The sequence below is a fragment of the Yersinia frederiksenii ATCC 33641 genome (genome assembly GCF_000754805.1).
Classification (GTDB): Bacteria; Pseudomonadota; Gammaproteobacteria; order Enterobacterales; family Enterobacteriaceae; genus Yersinia; species Yersinia frederiksenii.
In genome coordinates, this window is record NZ_KN150731.1 from 4,772,117 (window position 1) to 4,786,682 (window position 14,566).

A 14,566-nucleotide genomic window follows, 5' to 3' on the forward strand; every position below is an offset into this window, starting at 1 on the left:
AATGGTTGAGAAAAGTATTGTCCAGGAAGCCAAAGACATTCATTTGGCAATGGAGTTGATAACTTTAGGTGCGCGTTTACAGATGCTTGAAAGCGAAACGCAACTTAGCCGAGGGCGTTTAATTAAGCTTTATAAAGAGCTGAGAGGCAGTCCACCACCGAAAGGAATGTTACCGTTTTCGACCGATTGGTTTATGACCTGGGAACAAAATATTCACTCATCGATGTTTTATAACGCTTATAGCTTTTTGCTAAAAAGTGGTCAATGCACTGGTGTTGAGGCCGTCATTAAGGCTTATCGTCTTTACCTAGAACAGTGTCCGGATCAGTCTGGAATAGCGCCATTACTGGCGTTAACACGAGCCTGGACTCTGGTTCGATTCGTTGACAGTGGTATGTTGCAACTTTCCGGTTGTAGCTGTTGCGGTGGGACTTTTATCACCCATGCACATCAACCACGAAACAGCTTTGTTTGCAGTCTCTGCCAGCCACCTTCCCGCGCAGTAAAAAAACGTAAACTTTCTCCGCAATCTGCCGATATAACTTCACAACTGCTGGATGAGCAGGTTAGACGCGCAGTTTGAGTTTTTTTGAATTGTCAGAATTTCCGGTTACAGCAGGGGTATGGATACCGTTCCTGTAACCGGTTAATGGCAGCCACCAGACTCAAAGAGCGCTAACGCCTCACCTTCCACCCACACACTTTGCTAAGGATATCGCGTGTTAGTTATTTTGGGTTATATCGTGGTCTTAGGTGCGGTTTTTGGCGGCTACATCATTGTTGGTGGTCACCTAGGCGCATTATATCAACCCGCCGAGTTTTTAATTATCGGTGGGGCCGGTATTGGCGCGTTTATTGTGGGAAACAATGGTAAAGCGATAAAAGCCACAATGAAGGCAATGCCAAAATTGATGCGTCGCTCTAAATATAACAAAGTCCTCTATATGGACTTAATGGCGCTGCTTTACCGCTTATTAGCTAAATCCCGCCAGCAGGGAATGCTTTCACTGGAACGCGATATAGAAAGTCCATTGGAAAGCGAAATTTTCTCTAATTATCCGAGGATCTTGGCCGATAAGGTATTAGTCGAGTTTATTACTGACTATTTGCGGTTAATTGTTAGTGGAAATATGAACGCTTTTGAAATCGAAGCTTTGATGGATGAAGAGATCGAAACTCACGAGCAAGAATGCGAAGTTCCGGCTGGCAGTTTAGCCATGGTGGGAGACTCTTTACCTGCATTCGGTATTGTCGCGGCAGTCATGGGAGTCGTGCATGCACTGGCTTCCGCAGACCGGCCGGCAGCAGAGCTTGGGGCGCTAATTGCTCATGCGATGGTGGGGACATTTCTGGGTATTTTGTTGGCATATGGGTTTATCTCACCTTTGGCCACCTTGTTACGTCAGCAGAGTGCAGAAACAACCAAAATGATGCAATGCATCAAGGTGACTCTGCTTTCCAGTCTCAACGGATATGCGCCGCAAATCGCAGTGGAATTTGGTCGTAAAACGCTCTACACCACTGAACGCCCATCGTTTATTGAGTTGGAAGAGCATGTGCGCAGAGTGAAAGCTCCAGCACCGCAAGCGACAGAAGAGGACGCATGAAGCATCAGAACCACCCCGTTATTCTGGTCAAAAAGCGTAAAGCTAAACATGGCGCTGCCCATCATGGCGGGTCATGGAAAATTGCTTACGCTGACTTTATGACGGCAATGATGGCCTTCTTTCTGGTGATGTGGTTGTTGTCTGTGTCCAGCCCGCAAGAGCTTACGCAGATTGCTGAATATTTTCGTACCCCTTTGAAAGTCGCACTGACCAGCGGTGATAAAAGTAGCTCTAGTACCAGCCCAATTCCAGGGGGCGGTGATGACCCTACTCAGCAAGTGGGCGAGGTGCGTAAGCATATTGATTCCGAAGAGAGTCGGAAAGAAGAGTATCGGCTCAATAAGTTACGCGAAAAACTGGATCAATTAATTGAATCTGACCCGAGGCTGAGAGCATTACGGCCACATTTGCTGATTAACATGATGGATGAAGGGCTGAGAATTCAGATAATCGATAGCCAAAACCGGCCGATGTTCAAGATGGGGAGTGCTCAGGTTGAGCCCTATATGCGCGATATTTTACGTGCAATCGCGCCAATCCTGAATGACATACCGAACAAAATCAGTCTGTCTGGTCATACCGATGATCTGCCTTATGCGACGGGTGAACGCGGTTACAGTAACTGGGAGTTATCAGCGGATCGTGCCAATGCTTCACGGCGTGAATTGCTGATTGGCGGTTTAGATGAAGGCAAGGTCTTGCGCGTGGTGGGTATGGCATCGACGATGCGGCTAAAAGAGCAGACCGCAGATGATCCGGTTAACCGACGCATCAGTATTTTGGTTCTGAATAAACAGACTCAGCATGATATTGAGCATGAGAATTTAGATAACAAAGCACTGGATATTGAAAAAGCCGAGAGCTTGAAGCAGGTTGATTCCACAGGCACGACGCCAGTGATACCCGCGCCAACTGCTGCAACAACGCAGGTTGCTATCCCGGCAACGCCTGCGGTAACAGCGGATGGTGCTAAATCACCGGCGCAACCTGTCACCACGGGTTCAGCGCCAGCGACAATACCGGCGACGGCAACCACCGAGCCGGTGAAAGCGGCAGTGCAGCCAGTAGCAACACCACAAACACAACAATCGAGCACGGGGAACATAACTCCGGTTGCCAACCGGCCAACGACATCGTTGCCAGCGGCACCTGCAAGTGATGTACCGGTCTCTCCGACAAGCCGCGACGCACAGTAGAGGTGACACCGTGAGCATGGATATTACCGCGTTTTATCAGACTTTCTTTGATGAAGCAGATGAATTGCTGGCAGATATGGAACAGCATTTGTTATTGCTGGATCCGCTAGCACCAGACAATGAACAACTCAACGCCATTTTCCGTGCCGCGCATTCGATCAAGGGCGGTGCAGCGACATTTGGTTTTTCGGTATTACAAGAAACAACCCATCTGTTGGAAAACCTGTTGGATGGTGCCCGTCGCGACGAAATGCGCTTAAGCACTGATATCATCAACCTGTTTTTGGAAACGAAAGATATTATGCAGGAACAGTTGGACGCCTATAAAACCTCTCAAGAACCTAATGCGGAAAGCTTTGAGTATATTTGTCACGCATTGCGCCAACTGGCACTCGAGGCTTTAGAGCAGCAAGGTAACACCAGCAATACACCGGTAACCGAGCTTAGCAGTACAGCTACTCCGGTAGCTGAAAGCAAAACGGGTGGCAAGGCTCCGGCTCTGGTGCAGGGCGGCATGCGTATTCGTCTCTCTGGTCTGAAAGAACAAGAAATCCCGCTGATGTTGGAAGAACTGGGCAATCTGGGTGAAGTCAAAGATCCGCATCAAACGGCGAATAGTCTTGAAGCGACACTAATTACGTCGGTCAGTGAAGATGATATCAGCGCGGTGCTTTGTTTCGTGCTTGAGCCAGAGCAAATTAGTTTTGTACCAGATGAGTTTGCGCAAGAGCCACAGGCTGAAACTGTGGTTGCAGCAGTGCCTCAAACCGTGCAGACACCGGTTGCAGAGATCAAAAGCGTCGCAAAAACCGATGTGATTGCCGCCCCTACCAGTGCTGAACATGTTAAACCGAAAGCTAAAGCGAGCGAATCTACCAGCATCCGGGTGGCGGTCGAAAAAGTTGACCAACTGATTAATCTGGTGGGTGAACTGGTGATTACCCAATCGATGCTGGCACAACGTTCTAGCACCTTGGATCCCGTAATTAATGGTGATTTGCTTAATAGCATGGGGCAGTTGGAGCGCAATGCGCGCGACTTGCAAGAGTCGGTGATGTCTATCCGTATGATGCCGATGGAGTATGTCTTTAGCCGCTTCCCTCGATTAGTCCGCGATTTGGCCAGCAAATTGAATAAGCAGGTTGAACTGACCTTACTTGGCAGCTCAACTGAACTGGATAAAAGCCTGATTGAACGCATTATTGACCCATTAACCCATCTGGTCCGTAACAGTCTGGACCACGGAATTGAGGATGTGCAAACGCGTATCGCCGCGGGGAAACAACCGGTAGGGAATCTGACACTGTCAGCAGAACATCAGGGCGGCAATATTTGCATTGAAGTACTGGATGACGGCGCAGGCCTTAATCGGCAGAAAATTCTGGCGAAAGCGCAATCGCAGGGGATGGCTGTTAATGAGCATATGAGTGATGAAGACGTCGGGATGCTGATTTTTGCCCCCGGCTTCTCGACTGCCGAGCAGGTTACAGATGTTTCCGGCCGTGGTGTTGGAATGGACGTGGTTAAGCGGAACATTCAGGAGATGGGTGGCCACGTGCAAGTCAGTTTCCAGGCGGGTAAAGGGACGTCCATTCGTATCTTGCTACCATTGACGCTGGCTATCCTTGACGGCATGTCCGTTAAGGTCAGTGATGAAGTCTTTATTTTACCATTGAATGCCGTAATGGAATCACTGCAACCATTAGCTGAAGATTTACATCCACTTGCTGGTGGCGAACGCGTGTTGCAAGTGCGTGGTGAATATTTGCCATTGGTTGAATTGTTCCGAGTCTTTGATGTTGAGAATGCGAAAACAGAGGCCACTCAAGGTATCGTTGTGATTTTGCAAAGTGCCGGTCGTCGTTATGCACTCCTGGTAGACCAATTGATTGGCCAACATCAGGTGGTGGTGAAAAACCTGGAAAGTAACTATCGCAAGGTGCCAGGTATTTCAGCGGCCACTATTTTGGGTGATGGTAGCGTGGCGTTAATCGTTGATGTGTCGGCATTGCAGGCTTTAAATCGGGAAAAGCGTGTAATAGCTGATGACACAGCTGCTGCATAGCAGAAGTACCGGTATGAAACCTGTATGAAACCCGTAATAAAACAGGTATAGGGCCGTGAGGTTTGTTCCCAGCCCTAAAAACAAACATAAATTCAACCTATTGATTGAAGGGTAAAAACATGGCAGGACTAGCAACCGTCACGAAGCTGGCTGGCGAAACGGTAGGACAAGAGTTCCTGATTTTTACGCTGGGCGCTGAAGAGTACGGCATTGATATTTTGAAAGTACAAGAGATCCGTGGCTATGACCAGGTGACTCGCATCGCTAACACCCCAACTTTCATTAAAGGGGTTACTAACTTACGCGGTGTTATTGTTCCTATTATTGACCTACGGGTTAAATTTGCTCAACAGGGTGTCAGTTATAACGAAAATACCGTGGTTATCGTGCTGAATTTTGATCAGCGTGTGGTCGGTATTGTGGTCGACGGAGTCTCTGATGTGCTGTCATTGACCACCGAACAAATCCGCCCGGCCCCTGAGTTTGCTGTGACTTTGGCAACCGAATACCTAACTGGTTTAGGTTCACTTGGGGAAAGGATGCTGATTTTAGTCGATATTGAAAAGCTACTGAGCAGTGAAGAGATGTCACTGATTGATTCAGTGGTTAAAGGCTAAGTTCTTAATTCTCGGTCATTGGGGTGAATGCAGATAACTATCGCCCCGAATGACCACCACAAAGCATTAACACCCAGCTACACCCCGTTAAAATAATGTCTCATCCCGGTAAAGTTCCCCCCTTTAGTGCCGATAACACACTTAATTAGACGTCTTATGTTTTGGCGTACCTGTGTTTTGACGTATTTATGAAGGGATAACATGTTCAAGCGTATGAAAGTGGTCACCAGCCTGCTGCTGGTGTTAGTACTATTTGGTGCCTTACAACTGGTTTCCGGTGGGCTTTTCTTTAACTCACTGAAAAATGACAAAGAAAACTTTGCGGTTTTACAAGTTATCCGTCAACAACAGTCAGTTTTAAATGAAAGCTGGGTCAATCTGCTGCAAACACGTAATACACTCAACCGTGCTGGTATCCGTTACATGATGGATGTGAATCACACGGGGAGTGGCCCGACGGTGAATGATCTATTGGCTTCAGCCAAAGGGACATTGGGCGTGGCTGAGGAGCGTTTTAAAAGCTATGAGCAGATCCCGCTGGATAGTCGACAAGACCCAGAGTCAGCTAAAAAATTAAAACAGACCTATGACCAATACTTTGGTGCCTTGACCGAACTTATCCAGTTAATGGAAGCGGGCAAAATCAATGAATTCTTCGATCAACCGACCTCGAGTTTCCAAAATGCCTTTGAGCATGACTATAACACTTATCTAACACAAAACGATCGTCTGTACGCCTCCGCAGTGGAAGATAGCAATCAATCCTTCAGTTTTGCCATGGGAGTGATTGTTACTGTACTGATTGTGGTATTAGCGGTGGTTATCGTTGTGTGGCTGGGTATGCAGCACATCTTGATTAATCCACTGAAGCACTTGATAGAACATATCAAATATATTGCCAATGGTGATTTAACCCAGACTATTGAAGTGCATAGCCGCAACGAAATGGGCACCTTGGCTGCCAGCCTGAAACATATGCAATCTGAATTGGTGACCACTGTCAGTGATGTGCGCTTAGGGGCAGATGCTATTTATAGCGGTGCATCAGAAATTGCTGCCGGTAACAACGACTTGTCCGCCCGTACTGAACAGCAAGCCGCATCATTGGAAGAAACTGCCGCCAGCATGGAGCAACTCACCGCCACAGTGAAACAGAATGCGGAAAATGCCCGTCAGGCCAGCCAACTGGCATTGAGTGCATCAGAAACCGCGCAAAAAGGCGGAAAAGTGGTGGCTAATGTGGTGCAAACCATGCACGAGATTGCCGGTAGCTCACAAAAGATTGCTGATATTACCAGTGTCATTGACGGTATCGCTTTCCAAACCAACATTCTGGCTTTAAATGCAGCGGTTGAAGCCGCGCGTGCCGGTGAGCAAGGCCGAGGTTTTGCGGTGGTTGCTGGTGAAGTCCGTAATCTGGCACAGCGTAGTGCACAAGCAGCAAAAGAAATTAAAGGTTTGATCGAAGATTCGGTCAGCCGTGTCGACATGGGCTCGGTTCTGGTTGAAAGCGCCGGCGAAACCATGGGCGATATCGTTAATGCCGTGACCCGCGTCACTGACATCATGGGCGAAATTGCGTCCGCCTCTGATGAGCAAAGCCGTGGTATTGATCAAGTTGGTCAAGCGGTGACCGAAATGGACCGTGTCACACAGCAAAACGCCTCTTTGGTGGAAGAGTCTGCTTCTGCCGCCGCAGCACTGGAAGAGCAAGCCAGTATGTTAACCCAATCCATGTCCGTATTTATCCTGCGTATGGATAACGGTAGTACTACAAGAGATGTGAGAAAACCAAAGCAGCCGACACAGGATCAAAGTGGAGCGGCTAAAAAAACACTGGGAAGTGACCTGCAAGAGAATTGGGAAACTTTCTAGACCCTACATAAAACAATACCCTAAATAATTTGAGTTGCAGGAAGTTGGCAGCTAAGAGAATCCCCAAGAGCTTACTTTCAGTAAGTGACGGGGGTAAACGAAGGCAGCTAACGTACATGCAGCTTGAAGTATGACGGGGATAATTAAAGCCGGCCAATGAGCCGGCTGAGAAGAGGTTACGATGTTTGGCCGAATCCGGATTTCTACCAGCTTTTTCCTGTTACTCATGTTGATTTGCGCAATACAGTTAATTTCGAGTGGTCTGTCATTTACGGCTTTTCGTTCAGACTATCAAAATTTAAACCGTGTGGATCTCAGTAGTCAGCAACGGGATGCATTAAGCCTCAGTTGGGTATCCTTGCTTCAGGCGCGTAATACCTTAAACCGAGCGGGGACTCGCTCGGCTCTCAAAGTACCTCAGGAGCAAGTCAATGCGTTAATGGGGAATGCACGTAGCTCATTACAGAAAGCTGATCTCTATTTTAATCAGTTCCTGGCGGTTCCTCGCCTTGATGAGAGTGATACCGGTGGTGAATTGTTGGATGCCACCAAAAACAGTTATCAGAACCTGCGGACCTCATTACGAGAGTTAATCGATTTTCTGGAAGCCGGTAATTTACAAGGCTTTATGGACCAACCAACCCAGAAAACACAAGATTTGTTTGAAGCTGATTTTGTGCAGTATTTGCAGTATGCCAATGAGGTGATTGCTGAAGCAGGCACACAGAATCAGCAAGCTTACCATCTCTCTATGTGGATATTTGGCGGTGCCATTCTGATGGTAATTGCGATGGCCATTTCTTCACTTGTCTGGCTGCGCACGATGTTTGTTACCCCACTGAAGATTATGCGAGCTCATTTTGATCGCATCGCGCAGGGGGATTTATCCGGTCAAATTTATGTCTCTGGTCGCAATGAAATCAGCCAGATGTTTGCCAGCTTACGCACCATGCAGCGGTCGTTAATAACGACAGTTAGTCATGTTCGCGATGGCACTGAAGCCATGTTAACGGGCATTCAGGAAATCTCTGCCGGTAACAATGATTTATCAGCACGGACCGAGCAGCAAGCAGCATCATTGGAACAAACTGCGGCGAGCATGGAGCAGTTAACGGCGACCGTAAAACAGAATGCGGATAACGCCCGTCAAGCCACATTGCTGGCGCAAGATGCGTCGGGAACGGCGGCCAAAGGAGGGGCATTGGCAGGGAGTGTGGTGACAACAATGCACGATATCGCCACCAGTTCGCAGAAAATCGGCGCTATTACTAGTGTTATTGATGGCATTGCATTCCAAACCAATATTTTGGCACTGAATGCGGCGGTTGAGGCTGCCCGCGCGGGTGAGCAAGGACGTGGTTTTGCGGTAGTCGCGGGTGAAGTGCGTAACCTAGCTCAACGCAGTGCACAGGCAGCAAAAGAAATTAAAGGGTTGATCGAAGAATCGGTCAGCCGTGTTCGCCAGGGGTCCACACTGGTCGAAAATGCGGGTACTACCATGGAAGAGATCGTTCGCTCAGTGACTCGGGTTACCGACATTATGGGTGAAATCGCTTCCGCTTCGGATGAGCAAAGCCGGGGTATTGAGCAGGTTTCACTCGCAGTAACCCAAATGGATCAGGTCACTCAGCAAAACGCCGCATTAGTGGAAGAGGCTGCGGCTGCGGCTAACGCATTGGAAGAGCAGGCAAGTATGCTCTCTAATGCAGTGTCTGTTTTTCGTTTGGAGCAAGGTAGCGACAACGAGGAGGGGCAGGCGGCAGACGGCAGTGGTAAGCAATCGGTTGTAAAAGCAACGGTCGCAAAGGAAAACCCAGATTGTCAAACGGCGTAACGAAAACTGTGTTGCGGGGTGAGGCCGGATGAAACCGTCATCGATGAAGTCATCATTAATGAAAGAATCCACTCAGCCATCACCTCAAGAGTCTGGATCGATTTTGACCCAGATGATTCAGCGGCTCCCGCTGTCGGATGTGCATTTCCGGCGCATTTGCCAACTTATTTATCAACGAGCCGGGATTGTCTTGGCCGAACACAAACGGGAAATGGTCTATAACCGCTTGGTCAGGCGGTTAAGGTTGCTCGGGATTAATGATTTTGGTCAATACCTTGCATTGCTGGAAACCGACCCAAACAGTGCAGAGTGGCAGGCGTTTGTTAATGCATTGACCACTAACTTGACGGCGTTTTTCCGTGAAGCGCACCATTTTCCGATTCTGGCTGAGCATGCTCGTCAACGAGCGGGGAATTACTCGGTATGGAGTACGGCGGCATCGACAGGTGAAGAGCCTTATTCCATCGCCATGACCCTATGTGATGCGTTGGGAAATCGTTCGGGTTCCTGCCATGTATTGGCCAGTGATATTGATACGCAAGTGTTGGAGAAAGCCACCAGTGGCGTATACCGACAAGATGAATTGCGCTCGTTGTCAGCACAACAGATGCAGCGCTATTTCTTGCGTGGCACTGGGCCTCATCAAGGTATGGTGCGGGTGCGACCGGAGCTTGCCAACATGATTCAGTTCCAGCAACTCAATCTGTTGGCACCTGAGTGGGCACTGCCAGGGCAGTTTGACGCTATTTTTTGCCGTAACGTGATGATTTATTTTGATAAAGAAACGCAGGAGCGCATTCTGCGTCGCTTTGTCCCTTTGCTAAAACCCGGAGGCTTGATGTTTGCAGGCCATTCGGAGAATTTCAGTCAAATTAGTCGGGAATTCTATTTGCGCGGGCAGACCGTTTATGGACTGACCAAGGAGAGGTGATGAGTAAAATCAGAGTATTGTGCGTTGATGATTCTGCATTGATGCGCCAGTTAATGACGGAAATTATTAACAGTCACCCGGATATGGAAATGGTTGCAGCAGCACCCGATCCATTGGTTGCCCGTGATTTGATCAAAAAATTCAATCCGCAGGTGTTGACTCTCGATGTTGAAATGCCGCGGATGGATGGTTTGGATTTCCTTGAGAAATTAATGCGGCTACGACCAATGCCGGTGGTGATGGTTTCATCATTAACCGGTAAGAATTCCGAGATAACCATGCGGGCGCTGGAGTTGGGGGCTATCGATTTTGTCACCAAACCTCAACTGGGTATCAGAGAGGGCATGCTGGCATACAGTGAGCTGATTGCGGAGAAGATCCGTACTGCGGCGAAAGCACGTTTGCCGCAACGTGGCCCGGAACATGCGCCGGTGATGCTCAGCCATACACCGTTGCTCAGTAGTGAGAAGTTAATCGCCATCGGTGCATCAACAGGGGGGACTGAAGCCATCCGAACTGTCTTGCAACCTTTGCCGCCGACCAGTCCGGCACTCTTGATTACGCAGCATATGCCACCGGGTTTTACCCGTTCATTTGCCGAGCGGCTCAATAAATTGTGTCAGATTACAGTGAAAGAAGCAGAAGACGGTGAGCGGGTATTGCCCGGACACGCCTACATTGCGCCCGGTGATCGGCACATGGAACTGGCACGCAGTGGCGCAAACTATCAGGTGCGTATTCATGACGGGCCTGCCGTTAATCGTCATCGTCCCTCGGTCGATGTCCTTTTCCGTTCTGTCGCGCAGTATGCCGGGCGTAATGCCGTCGGTGTGATTCTGACCGGGATGGGCAATGACGGTGCTGCCGGTTTATTGGAGATGCATCGTGCGGGTGCTTATACCATCGCACAAAACGAAGCCAGCTGTGTGGTGTTTGGTATGCCGCGTGAAGCTATCGGCATGGGGGGGGTTAATGAAATCCTGGAGCTGAATCAGATAAGTCAACGGATGTTGGCGCAGATCAGTAGCGGGCAAGCCTTGCGCATCTAATCTCCCTACGTCCTTGACGTGGCAGGGGGCTAACTCACCCGAATCACTGATTTGAGTCAGTTCAGCGGGATTTGTTTGTTGGCAGGCTACCGGCAACGCCAATGACTTTGGATGATATTGCTGGATGGTTTTTTTCTATAATAAACAGGACATTGGTATTTAATCGCTCAGCGGTGAGCAATAAACCTTAGGAGTTAGTATGGCGGATAAGAATCTCAGATTTTTGGTGGTAGACGATTTTTCGACCATGCGTCGTATTGTCAGAAACCTGCTAAAAGAGCTGGGTTTTAACAATGTGGAAGAAGCCGAAGATGGTGTAGACGCATTGAATAAATTACGTACGGGTGGTTTTGATTTTGTGGTTTCTGACTGGAACATGCCGAATATGGATGGCCTGGATCTGTTGAAAACTATCCGTGCTGACGGTGCTCTTGGCACTTTGCCAGTTCTGATGGTAACTGCGGAAGCTAAAAAAGAGAATATCATCGCAGCAGCGCAAGCCGGTGCCAGTGGTTATGTAGTGAAACCTTTCACTGCCGCTACCTTGGAAGAGAAGCTCAATAAGATTTTTGAAAAGTTGGGTATGTAAGGAGGCGAGATGAGTAACCATCAAATGCCGGCAACAGATGCGGCGTCAGCCAGTGATATAATTAGTCGTATTGGCCAGTTAACGCGGATGCTGCGCGATAGCTTACGTGAGTTGGGTCTTGATCAAGCTATTGCCCAGGCAGCAGAAGCGATTCCTGATGCTCGCGATCGTCTGGACTATGTGGTCCACATGACGGCCCAGGCGGCAGAAAGAGCATTAAACTGCGTTGAAGCGGCACAGCCGCGCCAGAATGAGCTGGAGTCTTCGGCTAAAGCACTCAAAGTTCGCTGGGATGATTGGTTTGCGAATCCAATCGAGCTTTCAGATGCCCGTTCGCTGGTCACTGATACCCGCGACTATCTGGATGTGGTGCCACAACATACCTCATTTACCAATGCACAATTGTTGGAAATCATGATGGCGCAGGATTTCCAGGACCTAACGGGTCAGGTTATCAAGCGCATGATGGATGTGGTGCAAGAGATTGAGAAGCAGCTATTAATGGTGTTGATGGAGAACATTCCGGATATGCCATCAAAACCGCAGAAACCGACTGACAGCTTGCTCAATGGACCGCAATTGGATAAAAATGGCACTGGCGTTATTGCCAATCAGGATCAGGTCGATGACCTGCTTGATAGCTTGGGCTTCTAAACAAGTACTGAACCCTGTAGCGGATAGTGAATTATACGGTGCAGATGAGGCTACTCTTTATAGTAGATTAGTTCTCATCTGCCACTCTTCCTCAATGTATTGGCCGCGTTATTTCATCCTGACCACCGGTGTTTACCGAATATCAGTAATCTAATCCACGGCTTTTACTGCTCTTGTTGCAATTCATGTATATTTTCACGCCACTTCATGGCGAGTTGTACGGCATTTTTGGCATTGACTCGTCCATATCCATACCATTCGCTGTGCCCATCTTTATCATATAAACCATTCTTTTTGTCTATTTGATCACAGGTATGCCGAATAATATCTTTGACCTCCAGATAGCTTAGTGACGGATTGACCGAGAGGATGAGAGCCGCCACACCTGCGGCACCGGGGCAGGCACTGGAAGTCCCGTTAAAGCTATTGGTATAGTTACCAAAAATATCACCGGTATTTGTTGCCCCTTGGCTATTGTTATATTCATGCCGTAAATCAGTAGTCCAAATACCAGGGGTTAATGGCATAGGGTGATGTTCCATCGGGTTGAAAAAATCCCCGCTTGGGAAGGCACACCATAGTGACTTACCATAATCGCTGTAAGTGGAGCGGGTGCTGCGATCATTGCAGGCGGCTACAGCAATAACATGCTTATAATTGGCATAACCGTCATTATCTATCGATTCATTACCATTACCGGCGGCAAAAAAGATGGCACAACCTTTGCCATTGCGGCCATTTTTCACAGCATAATCAATTGCTGAACGGGTCAATGCCGGAAGTTCGGCGACAACTTCGTGTTCAGGGTCGTCTGGGTCGAACCAAATACCCTCGACCGGTCCCCAACTGCAAGAGATAACATCAGCGCCCATATCTGCCGCCCAGGCAAAGGCTAAAGCTTCTCCTAGTGATCCTAAACCTTCCGCTAAACGTATCGGCATCAGTTGTGCCGCCGGTGCGACACCGGATGCCCCGTAACGGCCATCAGCGCAGGCGACTCCCGCACAAGGTGTTCCATGAGTATCACCCGGTTCGGGGCTGGGGTCGCGGTTGGTGTTGACACCAGAAAAATTGACGGGATGGATGATTTTCTTCTCGCGCATAAATTCAGGGTGGTTTAAATCAAACCCATCATCGATAACCGCAATCACGATGCCCTCTCCTTGGGTGATTTTATGCGCATTTTCCACATTGGCACTGGCATCTACATCAATTTCTACTCGCACGACGGTTTTCTTTAGATGCCATTGATTGGGATGGATGATTTTGGGTTCTTTATGATGAATTAACTCAGGATGACAATGGTCAATATCTTTGTGCTGTAATATTTCATCGGCAATGACAAAAACGTGATCTCCGGTATTGGGCTGAGTGGCAACAAAGTAACCATTAGCAATGAATGTCAATTTTACTTTAATAATAAGGTTATATTGGTTGAGGATTTTTTCGCATTCACTTTCTGTTAATTTTTCGTTGAATTTAATAAATAAATTCTCGGTATAAATAATGGGTTCTTTATTTCGCTCTATTTTATAACCATACCCAACAAATCTAACGTCAGTGTTGGTGGTGATATTTTCTTTTAATTCATTGATTTTATTATTGTCAGACTGAACGCTGATAACGTAGACCTGTGCTGCGGTAATGGTGAAAACAACCTGATACTCTATGTTGTCTTTTATCACATTATTCATCATTTTTACGAAATCTTTTCCTGGATGCATTCTAACAATAAGTATGTCATTTGATTTTATTATGGATAACATTTTTCTTTTATGATTTTTAATATCATAAGTTACGTTAAATTTCTTCATCTCAATATCCTTCTGATATGTTTTTTTTATCATTTAACTTTGTGTGTTTATTGTTTTAATTGAGTTTCTGTGGGTAATAAAATAACAGGATTTAATTCCTTTTTTATATCACATCAAAATACACTGTTTATGAACAATTCATTATTAAGCATGAATAAGCCAATCATTATGCCAACGGCTCTTTCGGCTATTGTGATGGTGGTGTGCTACGTGAACCAAAGAGGGCTGCTGCGATGCTGATCCGAGAAATAACCCCCTAATTGCAGCTTTGTTCCATCCATAGGCTGCCTGAATGTTTGTCATGCTAAGCAGCAATTTTATTTTTCATTCATTTC

Annotated in this window: 11 protein-coding genes and 1 pseudogene; 11 read left to right on the forward strand and 1 reads right to left on the reverse strand. The window is 47.6% G+C overall.

The genetic code is table 11. From position 1 onward, the window contains the following. The first annotated feature begins 1 nt into the window (after window position 1). From flhC to cheZ, 11 genes and pseudogenes are all read left to right on the forward strand, one after another. Entirely contained in the window at window positions 2–583 is a 582-nt protein-coding gene (flhC, locus tag DJ58_RS00890; protein ID WP_004708123.1) for a flagellar transcriptional regulator FlhC, read from the forward strand. Between the two features lie 136 nt (window positions 584–719). Beyond that, window positions 720–1,607 carry a flagellar motor stator protein MotA gene (gene motA / locus DJ58_RS00885; protein WP_004708125.1) on the forward strand — a complete coding sequence of 296 codons (888 nt, stop codon included), beginning with the start codon at window positions 720–722 and terminating at the stop codon, window positions 1,605–1,607. Continuing rightward, window positions 1,604–2,803, forward strand: a complete 1,200-nt coding sequence (gene motB / locus DJ58_RS00880; protein ID WP_032910769.1) for a flagellar motor protein MotB — start codon at window positions 1,604–1,606, stop codon at window positions 2,801–2,803. Before motA ends, motB begins: the two co-directional genes overlap by 4 nt. 16 nt (window positions 2,804–2,819) lie before the next feature. After that, window positions 2,820–4,868 carry a chemotaxis protein CheA gene (gene cheA / locus DJ58_RS00875; RefSeq protein WP_004708127.1) on the forward strand — a complete coding sequence of 683 codons (2,049 nt, stop codon included), beginning with the start codon at window positions 2,820–2,822 and terminating at the stop codon, window positions 4,866–4,868. A gap of 119 nt (window positions 4,869–4,987) precedes the next feature. After that, window positions 4,988–5,485, forward strand: coding sequence for a chemotaxis protein CheW (cheW, locus tag DJ58_RS00870; protein WP_004708128.1), 498 nt, complete (start codon window positions 4,988–4,990; stop codon window positions 5,483–5,485). A 201-nt stretch (window positions 5,486–5,686) separates the two neighbouring features. Beyond that, a pseudogene (locus DJ58_RS00865) lies at window positions 5,687–7,238 on the forward strand (methyl-accepting chemotaxis protein); the annotation flags it as partial. 303 nt (window positions 7,239–7,541) lie between these two features. Next, a complete protein-coding gene (locus DJ58_RS00860; protein ID WP_032910771.1) occupies window positions 7,542–9,194 on the forward strand; it encodes a methyl-accepting chemotaxis protein in 1,653 nt (550 codons plus the stop codon). 58 nt (window positions 9,195–9,252) lie between these two features. Then, complete coding sequence (gene cheR / locus DJ58_RS00855) at window positions 9,253–10,125, forward strand: protein-glutamate O-methyltransferase CheR (protein WP_032910772.1); 873 nt, start codon at window positions 9,253–9,255, stop codon at window positions 10,123–10,125. Then, a complete protein-coding gene (locus DJ58_RS00850) occupies window positions 10,125–11,174 on the forward strand; it encodes a protein-glutamate methylesterase/protein-glutamine glutaminase (RefSeq protein WP_004708134.1) in 1,050 nt (349 codons plus the stop codon). Before cheR ends, DJ58_RS00850 begins: the two co-directional genes overlap by 1 nt. Before the next feature lie 199 nt (window positions 11,175–11,373). Then, a complete protein-coding gene (gene cheY / locus DJ58_RS00845) occupies window positions 11,374–11,763 on the forward strand; it encodes a chemotaxis response regulator CheY (protein ID WP_005164479.1) in 390 nt (129 codons plus the stop codon). A gap of 9 nt (window positions 11,764–11,772) precedes the next feature. Next, window positions 11,773–12,417, forward strand: a complete 645-nt coding sequence (cheZ, locus tag DJ58_RS00840) for a protein phosphatase CheZ (RefSeq protein ID WP_032910773.1) — start codon at window positions 11,773–11,775, stop codon at window positions 12,415–12,417. A gap of 164 nt (window positions 12,418–12,581) precedes the next feature. On the opposite strand, the gene DJ58_RS00835 is transcribed toward cheZ, so the two are convergent. Beyond that, window positions 12,582–14,114: a S8 family peptidase gene (locus tag DJ58_RS00835; protein ID WP_279624973.1), complete on the reverse strand. Its 1,533-nt coding sequence runs from the start codon at window positions 14,112–14,114 to the stop codon at window positions 12,582–12,584. Window positions 14,115–14,566: the final 452 nt, after the last annotated feature.